At 43.2% G+C, this 15,119-nt stretch carries 17 protein-coding genes; 10 read left to right on the top strand and 7 right to left on the bottom strand.

Annotated elements, in window-relative coordinates; all coding sequences use genetic code 11:
- Positions 1–34: 34 nt before the first annotated feature.
- Entirely contained in the window at positions 35–862 is an 828-nt protein-coding gene (locus DL796_RS04305; RefSeq protein WP_110200328.1) for an RluA family pseudouridine synthase, read from the bottom strand.
- A 44-nt stretch (positions 863–906) separates the two neighbouring features.
- Here DL796_RS04305 and DL796_RS04300 point away from each other — a divergent pair, with 44 nt between their 5' ends.
- Positions 907–1,689, top strand: coding sequence for a class I SAM-dependent methyltransferase (locus tag DL796_RS04300; RefSeq protein ID WP_110200326.1), 783 nt, complete (start codon positions 907–909; stop codon positions 1,687–1,689).
- A gap of 19 nt (positions 1,690–1,708) precedes the next feature.
- Positions 1,709–1,993 (top strand): peptidylprolyl isomerase, encoded by a 285-nt coding sequence (locus tag DL796_RS04295; protein WP_110200324.1) that lies wholly within the window; start codon positions 1,709–1,711, stop codon positions 1,991–1,993.
- A gap of 6 nt (positions 1,994–1,999) precedes the next feature.
- Here DL796_RS04295 and rsmD read toward each other — a convergent pair whose 3' ends face one another.
- On the bottom strand, positions 2,000–2,602 hold the full coding sequence (gene rsmD / locus DL796_RS04290; protein ID WP_110200322.1) for a 16S rRNA (guanine(966)-N(2))-methyltransferase RsmD: 603 nt from the start codon (positions 2,600–2,602) through the stop codon (positions 2,000–2,002).
- Between the two features lie 102 nt (positions 2,603–2,704).
- Here rsmD and ftsY point away from each other — a divergent pair, with 102 nt between their 5' ends.
- From ftsY to DL796_RS04250, 8 genes are all read left to right on the top strand, one after another.
- The gene (gene ftsY, locus DL796_RS04285) at positions 2,705–4,120 is read left to right on the top strand and encodes a signal recognition particle-docking protein FtsY (RefSeq protein WP_110200320.1); all 1,416 of its coding nucleotides are present in this window, start codon (positions 2,705–2,707) and stop codon (positions 4,118–4,120) included.
- A 25-nt stretch (positions 4,121–4,145) separates the two neighbouring features.
- Positions 4,146–4,826, top strand: a complete 681-nt coding sequence (gene ftsE, locus DL796_RS04280; protein ID WP_110200318.1) for a cell division ATP-binding protein FtsE — start codon at positions 4,146–4,148, stop codon at positions 4,824–4,826.
- Positions 4,823–5,806 carry a permease-like cell division protein FtsX gene (gene ftsX, locus DL796_RS04275; RefSeq protein ID WP_110200316.1) on the top strand — a complete coding sequence of 328 codons (984 nt, stop codon included), beginning with the start codon at positions 4,823–4,825 and terminating at the stop codon, positions 5,804–5,806. The genes ftsE and ftsX overlap by 4 nt, the downstream gene beginning before the upstream one ends.
- Before the next feature lie 126 nt (positions 5,807–5,932).
- Positions 5,933–6,511, top strand: a complete 579-nt coding sequence (locus DL796_RS04270; protein WP_110200314.1) for a YceI family protein — start codon at positions 5,933–5,935, stop codon at positions 6,509–6,511.
- 214 nt (positions 6,512–6,725) lie between these two features.
- A complete protein-coding gene (gene rpoH / locus DL796_RS04265; protein WP_110200312.1) occupies positions 6,726–7,577 on the top strand; it encodes an RNA polymerase sigma factor RpoH in 852 nt (283 codons plus the stop codon).
- Positions 7,578–7,874: 297 nt separating this feature from the next.
- Positions 7,875–8,663, top strand: coding sequence for a substrate-binding periplasmic protein (locus tag DL796_RS04260; protein ID WP_110200310.1), 789 nt, complete (start codon positions 7,875–7,877; stop codon positions 8,661–8,663).
- A 50-nt stretch (positions 8,664–8,713) separates the two neighbouring features.
- Entirely contained in the window at positions 8,714–9,115 is a 402-nt protein-coding gene (locus DL796_RS04255; protein ID WP_110200308.1) for a hypothetical protein, read from the top strand.
- A complete protein-coding gene (locus tag DL796_RS04250; RefSeq protein WP_110200306.1) occupies positions 9,115–9,612 on the top strand; it encodes a hypothetical protein in 498 nt (165 codons plus the stop codon). The genes DL796_RS04255 and DL796_RS04250 overlap by 1 nt, the downstream gene beginning before the upstream one ends.
- A gap of 36 nt (positions 9,613–9,648) precedes the next feature.
- On the opposite strand, the gene DL796_RS04245 is transcribed toward DL796_RS04250, so the two are convergent.
- The 5 genes from DL796_RS04245 to trxA all read right to left on the bottom strand — a co-directional run bounded on the left by DL796_RS04245 (position 9,649) and on the right by trxA (position 15,027).
- The gene (locus DL796_RS04245) at positions 9,649–10,386 is read right to left on the bottom strand and encodes an NAD(P)H-flavin reductase (RefSeq protein ID WP_110200304.1); all 738 of its coding nucleotides are present in this window, start codon (positions 10,384–10,386) and stop codon (positions 9,649–9,651) included.
- Positions 10,387–10,412: 26 nt separating this feature from the next.
- Positions 10,413–11,894: a 4-hydroxy-3-polyprenylbenzoate decarboxylase gene (ubiD, locus tag DL796_RS04240; RefSeq protein ID WP_110200302.1), complete on the bottom strand. Its 1,482-nt coding sequence runs from the start codon at positions 11,892–11,894 to the stop codon at positions 10,413–10,415.
- Positions 11,895–12,223: 329 nt separating this feature from the next.
- Complete coding sequence (locus DL796_RS04235; RefSeq protein ID WP_110200300.1) at positions 12,224–12,805, bottom strand: hypothetical protein; 582 nt, start codon at positions 12,803–12,805, stop codon at positions 12,224–12,226.
- Between the two features lie 403 nt (positions 12,806–13,208).
- On the bottom strand, positions 13,209–14,465 hold the full coding sequence (rho, locus tag DL796_RS04230) for a transcription termination factor Rho (RefSeq protein ID WP_110200298.1): 1,257 nt from the start codon (positions 14,463–14,465) through the stop codon (positions 13,209–13,211).
- A gap of 235 nt (positions 14,466–14,700) precedes the next feature.
- Positions 14,701–15,027, bottom strand: coding sequence for a thioredoxin TrxA (gene trxA, locus DL796_RS04225; protein WP_110200296.1), 327 nt, complete (start codon positions 15,025–15,027; stop codon positions 14,701–14,703).
- Between the last annotated feature and the right edge of the window lie 92 nt (positions 15,028–15,119).

The following is a 15,119-nucleotide window of genomic DNA, read 5'->3' as shown; positions in this document are numbered from 1 at the left end:
CTTCTCCGTTTTTTTTCGCCACTATCTTTCCACACTACAAAGTATAGTGGCGCATCTCCCCAGAAATTGGGCATACAAAACTCAATTCACAGGACGTCAGCTGTAAATCCTCGTCGCCTTCCGCAGCACTTCCATGCAACCTGTCGCCAACAATAGGACAGCCTAAACTCGCTAAATGGCGTCTTATTTGGTGTTTCCGTCCTGTTTCAATTCTAACTTCCACCATGCTAGTAGCTTCATCAGAGCTTAGCTCATTAAAATGGCTTATCGCTGGCTTGTCATCTATCGGCTTTTCCACCGTCACTTGCTCATGTGGCAGGCGACCTATGATCTTAGCCTGATAGACTTTTTCGACTTGGCGCTTGGCGAACATCTGCGATAGGGCGGCGGCAGATTTTTTATTATGTGCCAGTACGATTAAACCACTGGCGGCGCGATCGAGCCGATGCACGACAAAAGTTTGCCGGTTATGGTCAAAATATTGCTCGATTAAACGCCCGATTGAGCAATGGTCACCCCATTTCGAGCCTTGCGACCAGACGCCATAAGGCTTATTCCATACTGAATAATCACCCTCGTCAGCGACTAACTTAGGCAGCGTCACAGTTTCCGCTAAAACTTCAGGGTTATAATATAAAAACAGCACATTACCCTCTTTAACTTTACTGTTTTTTCGGCGAATAGGGCGGGCTGCGCCAGTTTTTTCTTTGTTTTTAGATAGCCAGACGGCGCCTTTGGTCATGGCATCTTTTATTTTCTGCTTTGACAAACCGCTTTCAGAAGCTAATAATTCTAGCGGGTTTTGATCAGACGATGTCACCGAGACCTGTATTTCTATAATTGATGAGTCAGTATCTATCATATTGATTTATTTATACTTTTCACTTTTTATCTTAGGATCTATTCGTGCCAGCAAAGTTTGCTTTTCTCGCTACATCTCAAGCACCAGAGGCCCCTAGTCTACTCAGGGACTTGCCTGCTGTCACGGACCAAAAAGATGTCGAAGAGTATGACGGCTATTTCAGCTATCAGTATAACGATAATGCCCCCTGTTTAAGCTTTGCTGCTCAGTTAGACGGTAAAGTTGCGAGCTTTAATCTAGATTTAACCTCAGGCACTATCGCTTATCGTCGCCAACATGGAGGAGGGCGCAAGCAACACATCGCCAAAGCTTGTGGCTTAAAGCATAACTGGAATCCTAGCATTCTCGATGGCACAGCAGGGTTAGGGCGGGATGCGGCCGAACTGCGTAATCTTGGATGTTCCTTGCGCATGATAGAACGCTCGCCTTATGTCGCGAGCTTGCTTGAAGACGCCATTTTACGCGCTAAAGATTCTGGTGCTGAGTTATTCCAACAGGGCTTTGAGCTGCACCAAGGCCAGTCTGTGCAATTAATAGAAAAACTAAGCCACGAGCAGCAGCCGGATATTATCTACCTCGACCCCATGTTTCCGCCACGCAACAATAGTGCCGCCGTAAAAAAAGAAATGCGTCTGGTGAAGCTACTAGTCGGCACTGACCCTGATGCGGATGATTTACTACCGGTTGCTCTAGCAAACGCTAAGTATCGTGTTGTAGTGAAGCGCCCAAGCTATGCGCCTTTTTTGAATGAGCAAAAACCCTCTATGAGCATCGAAAGCAAAGGCAATCGATTTGATGTTTATGTGCTATCATCACCCACATTCTAGTAATAATGATTAAATCGCCATGAAAACTGCAGCCGCCTTACACATACTGGTTAAAACCGAAGCAGAAGCCAAAGCCTTAAAAGATAAAATAGAGAAGGGCGCGGACTTCGCAACGCTAGCCAAAAAACACTCTATGTGCCCGTCAAAAAAACAAGGCGGTGACCTTGGCGAATTTAGAAAAGGCGCCATGGTGAAACCTTTTGATCAGGCTGTATTCACCAAAGACAGCGATGAGAAAAGTGTTATCGGCCCTGTCAAAACTCGCTTCGGCTACCATCTTATCCGTGTACTTTATACGAATTAAGACTCTTTAAACTCGGTAAAGCCGATACTGTAACTGACCTGCTTTTTTATCCTTTAGCAGTTCCCAGTTGTCGGGAATGTCGATTTCCAGATTTTGTTCGATTTCTAAATATACCAAGGCACCCTCTGCCAGCAAGTTAGTTTGCGCTAACTGACCTACAATCTCTTGTGCCAAGCCCTTGTGGAACGGTGGGTCTAAAAAGACGACATCATAGGGTTGGTGTTCTTGTGATAAAAACTGCTTGGCGTCTTGATGATGCAGATTACCGTCATCTGCTTGCAGCAGTCCTATATTGGACTCCAATTGTCGGGCTGCTTTTTTATTCAGTTCCACGAAATCGACGCTAGCCGCGCCACGCGATAGAGCTTCGATGCCAATAGCGCCAGAGCCGGCGAATAAGTCCAAGCAGCGTGCGCCTCTAATGTCCGTTTGTAGCCAGTTAAAGAGCGTTTCTCTAATTCTATCAAGACTCGGCCGCAGCCCTTCGACCTCAAAAAACTTGAGTTTTCGACCCTTCCATAGCCCGCCGATGATTCTGAATTGACCACTTTTGTTATTACTTTTGTTGCTTCTTCGATTTTGCTCGAAGAATTTTTCGCGATTGGCCATTGGTTCTCCTCGCGCTTGGTAAAAAGCTGACGCTTACTCGTCTAAAATGGTAGGATAGCGCTTTTACTGTTTTGAATAAATATTTTACGGATTAATCGGTTCATGAGCGATAAAAAATCTAAGAAAAAAGGCCTTTTTGGCTGGTTTGGTAAGAAAGAAGAGTCTGTTGAAACTCAAGAGAACGCCTCACCAGAAAATATTGAGGAAAAGCTTGAGCAGGTTGAAGATGCTATGGAGCAGGCGATCGAGCAGGATTTAGCGGAGCAATTAAGCGATGACGCTATGGTCGCTCCTGAAACTAATCCTGAAACAGGTGCTGACACTAGTCCTGACGAGGATACACCCTCTAAAGATGCCTCTTTAGCTGATCGTGATAACCAAGCTGAAGAGCCGCTCAAACAAGCAGACTCCCTTGCCGACTCTTCTTCAGAAGTCGTTAGTGCTCCGGTGTATGAGTCTCCGGCGCATGATTCTGAACCAGAACCTGATCTCGAAGATAGAGCGCACCAAGCCGATGAACCTTTAGAGTCTGCCTCTTTAAGTGATGAAACAGAAGTAGTTGAGGAAACTCAAGAAAAGCCTAGTAAAAAAGGCTTTTTCGCCCGCTTGAAGTCTGGCTTAAGCAAAACGCGTAGCCAGCTAACCAGCAGTATTGCTGATTTGGTATTGGGTAGTAAGCAGATCGATGATGAATTGCTTGAAGAGATCGAAACTCAGTTATTAATGGCGGACGTTGGTGTCGAAGCAACTCGCCGCATCATTGACGATCTGACTGAAAAGTCTGATCGTAAAGAGCTAAAAGATGCCGATGCGTTAATGAATCGACTGCGAGAACTGCTTTCTGAGATTCTTGCACCTTGCAATGCCCCGCTCACAATCGATCATAAACCTCATGTTATTTTAATGGTGGGCGTCAACGGTGTTGGTAAAACCACCACTATTGGTAAGCTCGCTAAGAAATATCAGCAAGAAGGTAAGTCAGTCATGCTAGCTGCCGGTGATACCTTCCGTGCAGCGGCGGTTGAGCAGCTTCAAGTCTGGGGCGAGCGAAACAATATTCATGTCACGGCACAGCATACTGGCGCTGATAGCGCCTCAGTCATTTACGATGCGTTGCAATCTGCCCAGCGCCGCGATATTGATATTCTTATTGCGGATACTGCGGGACGACTTCATACCAAATCTAACCTGATGGAAGAATTGGCAAAAGTGAAGCGTGTGATGCAAAAGCTTGACCCGAGCGCTCCTCATGAGGTCATGCTAGTGGTCGATGCAGGTACTGGTCAAAATGCTCTAAACCAGGCCGAGCACTTCCATAAATCAGTTAACTTAACCGGCATTACTATCACAAAACTGGATGGAACGGCAAAAGGTGGTATTATCTTTGCATTAGCCGATAAGTTACAAATTCCAATTCGTTTCATTGGTGTCGGCGAAGGGATTGACGACTTACGAGAATTCGATGCTAACGATTTTATTGAGGCATTGTTTAGCTCTGAATCCCACCAACAAGAATAAACAAACAGGATTGATATAATTATAAATGATTGAATTCCATCAGGTTTTTAAACGTTACGAAGGTGGCCATGAGGCTTTAAAAGGTGTTAGCTTTGGCCTTCCTCGTGGTGAAATGGCTTTTTTAACTGGCCATAGTGGCGCTGGAAAAAGTACTCTTCTAAAACTTATAGCACTGATGGAGCGCCCAACCCGTGGGCAAATCATTCTTGATGATATCGACATTTCTAACGTCAAAGATCGCCAGATCCCTTATCATCGCCGCAAAATTGGCATGATATTTCAGGATCACCGTTTACTTTATGATCGCAGTGTTTACGACAACGTCGCATTGCCACTCATTATCGCCGGCGTGTCTGATCGTGATATTCCAAAGCGAGTCCGCGCTGCACTAGATAAAGTGGGCTTACTCAACAAAGAACGTCAGTTGCCGATTCAACTTTCCGGCGGTGAGCAACAGCGCGTTGGTATTGCTCGAGCCGTAGTCAATAAACCGCCGTTATTATTAGCCGATGAGCCTACAGGTAATTTAGACCCTGAACTGTCCGAAGACATTATGAATTTGTTTGCGCAGTTCAACCAGGTTGGCGTTAGCGTCCTTATCGCTTCCCACGACCTTGGCTTAATCGCACGCATGAAACACCCTGTGATTGCCTTAAAAGAAGGCCGCACTATCCGTAACGAGCTTGCGGAGGTGGATTTCGCATGAGTGAGGTTAAAAGCAAAACGAAGCGTTCGAGTGCAACGAGTTATAAGATTAGCTTTCGAGATCGTTTTAATACCGCGTTAAAACTGCACAAAGAAAACAGCTTACAGACCCTGCTCGACATACTTCGGCAACCGACCAACAGCTTGATGACGATATTGGTTTTGGCCATTGCTTTAGCGCTGCCATCGGCTTTTTACTTATTCATGACCAACGCTAAAGCGGTTTCACAATCGTGGGATGGTGGCGTTAAAATCTCGGTTTACCTGCAGGATGATGCAACCGAGAAGCAAGCCCAAGAACTGCTGACGCAACTTAATTTACGGCCACAATTTGAGCAGGTCACTTTTGTTAGTAAAGACGATGCTCTCAGTGAGTTTAAAGAATACTCAGGTATAGGGGATGCTATCTCTTATCTAGATAAAAACCCGCTACCCTTTGCGATTACTCTAACCCCGACGTCTTCTTTCGCCGATCCCAAATCGCTCGAATCATTGGCACAAGAACTAACCTCTTTAGCTCTTGTCGATAAAGCCAAACTTGATAGCGACTGGATTAAGAAGTACAACTCTATATTGACCATTTCGGAGCAGATAGCGACTTTTGTCAGCTTAATGCTAGCACTTGGCGTTCTCTTGATCGTCGGAAATACCATTCGATTGGCCATTTTAAATCGCCGCGATGAGATTCAAGTGATTAAATTGGTCGGCGCTACCGATGCCTTTATTCGACGTCCCTTTTTATATACCGGCTTATGGTACGGATTAATTGCCGCTCTTTTGGCCGCGCTAATGGTCAATATTGTCTTCGTCCTATTAAAACAATCCACCAGCCAACTGGCGCAGTTATATAGCAGTGAGTTTTCTCTACTCGGATTAGCCCCAAGTTTTACCCTAAGCTTGTTGGTCATAGGTTCTTTATTAGGTTTAATTGGCGCTTGGGTATCTGTGCGCAAGCATCTTAAGGACATCAATCCTCAATAAACCCTAATCAGCTATAATCTATGCAGTATTTACTAGGCTGATAGTCAGTATTGAGATAATGCATTTGATTCATAACCTTATCCTTGTTACAAATATGTTCATTGAAAACTAGTTTAAGGACACCTAATGAAACATCTTTTAACGGGCATTTTGGCCTCAAGTGCTTTAGTATTTTCTGCTACTTCTACCGCAAAGCCAGTCGAGTATGAATTCGATACGGTTCACAGCCAGATTCTATTTAAAGTTGATCACCTAGGTTTTTCACATTCTTACGGTAAATTCCCTACATTTCGCGGCGCATTAACCTTTGATCAGGATGATTGGTCAAACTCCTCAACCACGGTTGAAGTCAAAGCTGGTTCTATTAACTTGGAAAACAAGAAATGGAATGATCACATGAAAAGCGCCGACTTCTTTGATGTTGAGAAGTACAGCAAAATGACTTTTAAGAGCACTAAGCTCGAGAAAACAGGCGATAACACCGGTGTCTTGCACGGTGAATTAACGATTTTAGATACTACAAAGCCAATCACTTTAGATTTAACGCTTAACAAGGCGGGCATTCACCCAATGTCAGAGCAACAGCACGTTGGTTTTTCTGCAACTGGCAAAATTAAGCGTTCTGAGTGGGGCATGACTTACGGTGTGCCTGCTGTTGGTGACGATGTTGAAATCATTATTGAAGTCGAAGCATCAGCTAAGTAATTGATCTTCAGAGGCCAAAACTCCCTTGGCCTCGCCTTATTGGGACTAGTAACGAATTATGATCTAGCCCCCGTAATCATTGACAATTCTTTACCTACAAAGCTGGAACTTTTGTTATAATTAGCACTCTTATAATCACAGTGCTAAAAAGTTAGCACTCTCAGAAAAAGAGTGCTAATATCAGGTTTAATCACTAATTTTAAGGAGGGGATGTATGAGCAATATCCCAATGAACATGGCGCTAGCGGTACCTACAGGCAGTATTGATGGCTACATCAGTACAGTCAACGCAATACCTGTTCTCTCCGTAGAAGACGAACAGGCATTAGCGCACCGCTTCCAGGACGAAAACGACCTTGAGGCTGCACGCCAGTTAGTAATGGCTCACTTACGCTTTGTTGTACACATTGCGAGAAGTTATAGCGGTTACGGCTTACCTCAAGCAGACCTTATTCAAGAAGGTAATATCGGTCTGATGAAGGCTGTTAAGCGCTTCGATCCGACCGTCGGCGTACGTCTTGTTTCCTTCGCCGTGCACTGGATTAAAGCTGAAATACACGAGTACGTATTACGTAACTGGAGAATCGTTAAAGTTGCGACAACCAAGGCGCAACGTAAACTATTCTTTAACTTACGCTCTAAGAAAAAGTCGCTTAACTGGTTAAATAACGAAGAAGTTAAGGCGGTAGCTGAGGATCTCGGCGTTAAACCCGAAGAAGTTCGTCGAATGGAAGGGCGCTTAAACGCACGCGACGCGTCGTTTGATGCACCAGCCCAGGAAGATGATGATAGCGCAGCATACGCTCCAGTTCATTATCTCGAAGCGACGGATGCCGATCCTGCTGATGCTGTGGAGCAACAGCAATGGCAAGGTCAGCGTGAAGAGAAGCTGATGTATGCTCTTAAAGCGCTTGATGATCGTAGCCAAGATATCCTGCAACAGCGTTGGTTGAGTGATCAAAAAGCTACTTTGCACGAACTAGCGGATAAATACGGCATTTCTGCTGAGCGTATTCGCCAGTTAGAGAAAAATGCTATGAACAAAATCAGAAACGCCATTAATTAAGCGGATCTGATAGCGTTACCCATAAAAGCAGGCTAAACGCCTGCTTTTTTATTACCTAAGCATTAATTAATGACTTAGCAGAACAAAGATTCTCAGGATTGACACACCTCCGTTCAACTCAACGATTCAACGCTGTAACCTCTTTTGTCACTCTATTTCTTTCAAATGTATAAATATTTGACACTTTTAGTACAAAATATCGTCTAAACAGCGTCTTAATACTTGATCCAGTTCACATTTCGTAGCAGTATGGTCAGACCAAAGAATAAATATACTTTGTACCGGGGAGGCCAATCGATGAATTTTTCTAAACTGATTTCCTGCTCTGCACTTTTCCTATTAGTTGCGTGCGGAAGTGAAGATAATTCAGAACAAGAACAAGCAGTCAACAACGCTAAACGAGACTGTAATCTCACAATGGGCTGGGAATCTCGTGCGCCCTATCAATATGAACGAAACGGTGAAATTACCGGTATTGATGTTCAGATCTTTAAACAAGCAGCCGATAAAGTAAATTGCGATGTTAGCTTTGTAGAAAAGACTTGGGCAGAATTATTAACTGATCTAGAAAAAGGGGAAGTTGATGTTTTAGCAGGTGCAACTGTAACTCCAGCACGCGAAAGTTTCGCCAGCTTCTCAGCGCCTTATCGTGACGAATCTTTTACACTTTTTATCCGCTCTAGCAGTAATTACGACGGCAACACCCTGACCGGTTTTTTAAGCCGCAGTCAAAAAGTAGGTATCACTAGCGACTACTTTTACGGCGAAGAAGTTTACGCTTTAATGAACCACCCGCAATACTCTAGTCTCTTCATTGATTCAAAGTCAGGTGAGCAAAGTTTCTTCAACATTCTATACAGTGAAATCGATGGCGTCTTGGCAGATCCAGTTGAAGGCCATTACATTATCAAACGTAAACGCCTGGGTGACCAAATCAAAGCCTCTAATGTCCACATCCCAAGCGAGAGCGTTGCTTTTATGTTCAGCAAAAAGTCCGTCAAGGAGCAGCAGCTAAAAGATTTGCAAGCTGCAATCCAAGACATGGTGACTCAAGGCAAGGTTAAGCAAGTCATTGCTAATTTTTAATCCTTTTAGTATGATTTTTCAAATTTCGAATAAATAAACAAGGACAGATAATGAAGCTGGTAATTTCTTTAATATTTTTTTCTTTGGCCATACTAAGTTCAACTGGTTGCAAAACAACTCAACCTGTTAGCAACCAAAATAATCAACTCACTCATGGCAATGTACAACTCAATCTTAAGGTTGGTCAGACAACCCAAGCAGATGTTTTAGAAGCTTTTGGGGCGCCAAATATTACAACTATTGATGGCTCTGGTAGAGAAGTTTGGACATACCAAAGACACGCAACAGTCTCACAAAGCCAATCTTCTTCAGGTTATTGGAATATACTTCTAGTTGGAGGGAGAAACAGTTCAAGTGGTTTTGAACAATCTTCGCGAACCATTACTTTAATCATTAAGTTTAATGACGATAAAATCGTTGATGACTTCAAAAGCAGAGCAAGTAATTTTTAATGGATATAGGAAATAATAAAATGGTAAAGAATTTTTTTATAATCATAAGTCTTTTCACAATTTTTGGCTGTGGCCCAAAACGTTCAACTATGAGCCCTCTAGAGTTACAGTCAATTCAGTCCAAACATTTTGAGAATGACAAAAGCCTAGTGTTTAGATCAGTAGTTAGTGTTTTTCAGGACCTTGGTTATATTGTTGAGAGTGCAGATCATGAGACTGGATTTATTACTGCAAAAAGCGCGACTAAAAGCGATACAAATTTCTTTCAAGCTTTAGGTGGCTACTCATCTACCCAAACAACAAAAGCAACGGCCTTTGTAGAAGAGCTTCGACCTAAATATACTAAAGTAAGACTAAACTTTGTTCAAATTTCGAAGGGTAGTAGTGCTTATGGGCAACAAAATCAAAACGATGAGCCGATCTTAGATCCTAAGATTTATCAAAATGCCTTTAACAAAATTGATGATGCAATTTTCATAAGAACTGAAACAAATTAAATTATAATAAAGTAGAGTTAGCTTGAGTTAACTCTACTAGTCTAACAAGCCCATTTGGCGTTTGATATCTAGAATATCGGAATGGATCGAGCTTTTGTTTACGCCACGGTCGAGTAGATCTTGATAGACCGACATGACCATTGGCTCAGATCCGCCAACATAAATATCCATATCTGTAATATCATCATGGTCGAGCATAAAGGCATGGTGCACAAAGCCTTTTCGACCTTGCCACTCTTCGTCGAGCCCTGAAAGAACCGGCACATACTTGAAATTCGAATACTTCTTTTCCCACTCCAACGGTTCACGGTGAAGGTACAAATCAGGCGAGGTTTGCGCTCCCCAATACAGGGTCAGTTGCCGTGGGTTTTTGCTTCTTAATGCTGTTTTTATAATCGAGTGAAATGGTGCGAAGCCAGTACCGCCGGCAATAAAAACTGCCGGACGTTCACTATCAGTCAGCAAGCAATCGCCATGTGGTAGTTGCACCCTAACTTTTTTCTGATGTTTCAATTGGTTGACGATCATGTCCGCTTCATCGTGGCCTGGTAGCCGACGAATATGCAACTCTAAAATATCTTGTAGTGGCGAGCTAGCGATAGAGAAAGGGCGTAACGAACCATCTTCTAGCTCTAACATTAAGTACTGACCAGCCTTATAACTCGGCAGCCCACCATTTACTGGCTCAAGTTCGACCCAATAAACATCGCGCCCAACACGGCGCACTAACGATACTTGACATTCGACAAATTGTGCTTGGCTCTGCTCAGACATAAATCCTCTGTTCTTTTCTTATAGTGCTAGTCATTCGCTTCAGGTTCAAGCCCAAGCTCGTCCCACATGCTATCAACTTTATCTTTAACCGCTTGATCCATGACGATGGGCTCGCCCCATTCGCGATCGGTTTCACCAGGCCACTTATTGGTCGCATCGATACCCAGTTTCGAGCCTAAGCCCGACACAGGCGACGCAAAATCCAAATAATCAATCGGCGTATTATCGACCAAAGTGCAATCACGGGTCGGATCAACACGCGTTGTCATGGCCCAAATGACATCCTTCCAATCGCGAGTATTAATATCGTCATCCACCACAATCACAAACTTGGTATACATAAACTGACGCAAGAATGACCAAACGCCCATCATCACCCGCTTAGCGTGGCCTGGGTACTGCTTCTTCATCGAAACCACAGCGAGACGGTATGAGCAGCCTTCTGGAGGTAGATAAAAGTCTGTAATTTCAGGGAACTGCTTCTGCAAAATAGGCACAAACACTTCATTCAATGCTTCTCCTAAAATTGCAGGCTCATCCGGCGGACGGCCAGTATAAGTCGAATGATAAATAGGGTTGGTGCGTTGAGTGATTCGCTCAACGGTAAAAACAGGGAAGCTATCCACCTCATTATAATAGCCAGTGTGATCGCCATAAGGACCTTCATCCGCCATTTCACCCGGCTCAATATAACCTTCCAAGACAAACTCGGCAGAAGAGGGCACCTGCAGATCATTACCGATAGATTTAACCACTTCGGTTTTCTGACCGCGCAATAATCCAGCAAAAGCGTATTCACTTAAGCTATCAGGAACTGGTGTTACAGCACCCAAAATCGTTGCCGGATCGGCACCAAAAGCAACCGACACAGGGAAGCGTTCGCCTGGGTGTTTTTCACACCACTCTTTAAAGTCTAACGCACCACCACGGTGGGCTAACCAACGCATAATCAGTTTGTTTTTCGCGATCACTTGTTGGCGATATATGCCTAAATTTTGACGTTTTTTATGAGGGCCTTTAGTAACCGTCAAACCCCAAGTCATTAAAGGTGCAGCATCTCCCGGCCAGCAGGTTTGCACAGGAATGCTGGTTAAATCCACCGCATTGCCCTCAATCACAATTTCTTGGCACGGCGCTTTTTTCACCTGCTTAGGCGACATATTCATGACTTTTTTAAAGACCGGCAACTGTTGCCAAGCATCCTTAAAGCCCGAAGGTGGCGTAGGTTCCTTCAAGAAAGCCAATAACTCACCCAGCTCGCGCAATTCCTTCAAGTCTTCTTTACCCATAGCCAGCGCAACACGACGCGTCGTACCGAATAAATTTCCTAACACCGGCACCGAATGTCCTTTTACATTTTCAAAAAGAATCGCCGGGCCACCAGCGCGCAAGGTACGATCGCAAATCTCCGTCATTTCAAGATTGGGATCAACCTCCATCGACACGCGCTTAAGCTCGCCCATCGACTCTAGTTTTTCGATAAAATCACGAAGATCTTTGTATTGCATGGGATTTGGGGGTATTTGATGTTTGGGGGTATTTTAGCAGATTGGTTTATAATTCTATATCTAATGCAGGATTTTATTGCTCACTCTATCAAAACGATAGTATTTCTAACGTTCATTTTTTGACGAGCAAAAAACGAACCAAAAAACTCGCCCCAAAAGTTAGGTTCTTCGAACTACCTTCATTCTTCAATATTATTTACGCGGCGCACCACGGGCATTCCTTTCAGTCACCACGAAACCTCCTGTTTCGTCTTTGCTAAATTGGGCTATCCCTGCCCAATTTGCCCTATAATTTTGAAGAGCTCAGCTAACTTTTATGGGGGAATCAGCTACTTTTCAGCTTTCAACTCAACATCAACTAGCTCCCAAGATTTAGCTCTTCTGCCTAAACTCGAAACACTTTCTAAAACTCTAATATTTACAGATTTTACTATTGGAGAGATATTCACGTTTTCTATACAAAACTTATAATTCATCATTCGAGAGCTATATGCTTTTGGTTCTAAATATTGATTACACCATGAACGACTATTTGTACTTTTATAAATTGCTGATTGATAGATTAAAGCAATCTCCGTTTCAGAAAATAATTGGTTCTCAATCTTACCAACCCCCACTGATAGTGCACAGAAACTGGCAAGAGTTCCCATTAGCGGAGCTCCAAAATATACTAAAAATATATTTAAAATCCACTTAAATGAGTATTTTTTTATCTTGTTCTTAAGTATCCAAACACGGTACTGATAACGATAAACCGTAATCGTTAGTAGAGCCCCAAATATAATGGACAGATAAAAAGAGAATTTGGTCCACCACTTAGATGGCACAAAGTCGTGAGAAAGCGAAAAACAGAAAAGTAGCCCTACAGGAATAGCTATTGAAAATAAAATCCATTTATCAAATTTAGACACTATAGAATACCTATATAAATCCTTATGAAGATTGAGCCTAGGTTCTAATTTTAAAAGCCTATTTCAAGATCTAAACTAAAAACATTCCTAGAAAAATGGATTTTTAGTCGTTTTGCGAGATAGTCTTTACCACTATATTTAAAATTAAGACTTTTGATGAAAGAACGAGGAGGTTTTGCGCACAAAGAGGGAGCATATATCAAATACGTGACAGACATGAGCACAAAACCAACAAAGTTATTTCGCAAAAGGATAATTTTTACTCAGTAAAATATCACTAGAAAAGTGTATTTTTAGTCGTTTTTGCGAGGCAGTCTCTCGCACAGCGAGGGCGCGTATAGTAATACGTAACCGAGCGAGCAAGAGACTAACAAAGTAAAAACCTAAAAAGACGTTTTCTAGGTTATTTTTTCATCGAGGTGAAGAACTCATCATTAGTTTTTGTCATCGCCATTTTATCGATCAAGAATTCAATCGCGTCTAACTCATCCATTGGATGTAGGATTTTGCGTAAAATCCACATTTTCTGGAGTTCTTCTTGAGTCGTTAGTAGGTCTTCTTTACGAGAACCTGAGCGGTTGAAGTCGATGGCTGGGAACACACGTTTTTCTGCGATTTTGCGAGAAAGGTGTAATTCCATGTTACCGGTGCCTTTGAACTCTTCGTAGATAACTTCGTCCATCTTTGAGCCTGTATCGACTAGCGCTGTGGCGATAATGGTTAAGCTGCCACCGTGTTCGATATTTCGAGCGGCACCGAAGAATCGTTTTGGGCGTTGTAGGGCGTTAGCGTCAACACCACCTGTTAATACTTTACCTGACGATGGCACTACGGTGTTGTAAGCACGAGCGAGTCGGGTAATCGAATCGAGTAGGATTACAACGTCTTTTTTGTGCTCGACTAAGCGTTTCGCTTTTTCGATAACCATTTCTGCTACTTGGACGTGACGCGCTGCTGGTTCATCGAAGGTCGAAGCTACAACTTCGCCTTTTACTGAACGTTCCATTTCGGTTACTTCTTCTGGACGTTCGTCGATTAGCAATACGATTAACATACATTCTGGGTGATTGTAGGTAATCGATTGCGCGATGTTCTGCAACATCATTGTTTTACCGGCTTTTGGCGGCGACACGATTAGGGCACGCTGACCTTTACCGATTGGAGCTGCTAAATCAATAACACGCGCCGTAATATCTTCAGTCGAGCCGTTACCACGCTCCATGCGCATGCGGTCGTCTGGGTGTAGCGGTGTTAAGTTTTCGAATAAGAGTTTGCGGCGGGAGTTTTCTGGGCTGTCGTAGTTGATTTCTGCGACTTTAAGTAGGGCAAAATAGCGTTCCTGATCTTTAGGTGGGCGTATTTTGCCGACGATTGTATCGCCCGTGCGCAAGTTGAAGCGTCTAATTTGGCTTGGCGAGACGTAAATATCGTCTGGACCAGCTAGATATGAGCCTTCTGCTGAGCGTAAAAATCCAAAACCGTCCGGCAAGATTTCTAAAACTCCACCACCAAAAATATCTTCACCACTTTTGGCATGATTCTTGAGTAGGCCAAAGATAATGTCCTGTTTGCGCATACGCGCCATGTGCTCAAGACCAACGGCTTTAGCCATTTCAGACAGTTCTTGAGCTGATTTCTGCTTTAATTCTGTTAAATTCATAATGTGAAAGATTATTTATTGACGCATTGATAGGCAATGCTACATGTTCCCATGAAATTAGTGTTTGGAATAGAAACGGAGTTGCCCGGGGGCTTTTTTTGGACGCTGTATTCAGCAAGGTTAAATGTAGCACTTGATGTTAGTGCTGTCTAGCGCTTGAAGTGGTTAATTTTGCATCTATTGTACAAAAAAGAGGCCGAAGCCTCTTTTTATGTCGTTACTACTCGATCTCAGCTTAGATGTTGCTGTCGATAAACGCCATTAGCTGTGATTTCGAAACAGCACCTACTTTAGTCGCTTCAACATTGCCGTCTTTAAATAACATTAATGTTGGGATACCGCGGATACCATATTTTGGCGGCGTTTCGTTGTTTTCATCGATGTTTAACTTAGCAACTTTTACTTTGCCTTCATAAGACTCAGCGATTTCGTCTAAGATAGGTGCAATCATCTTACAAGGACCACACCATTCAGCCCAATAATCAACCAACACTGGGCCATCTGACTTTAAGACTTCTTCTTCAAAAGTCGCATCGCTAAGGTATACAATTTTGTCACTCATTCAATTTTCTCCTGCTAATTCACTTGCGCTCAGTAGCTATCAGACGCACAATGGCTCTATTTGATACAATGACTTGCAATTTTGCAAGCATC

Source organism: Kangiella spongicola (genome assembly GCF_003194565.2).
Lineage (GTDB): Bacteria > Pseudomonadota > Gammaproteobacteria > Enterobacterales > Kangiellaceae > Kangiella > Kangiella spongicola.
Note: the sequence above shows the minus strand (reverse complement) of the source record. Positions and strands in the feature narration are given on the sequence as shown.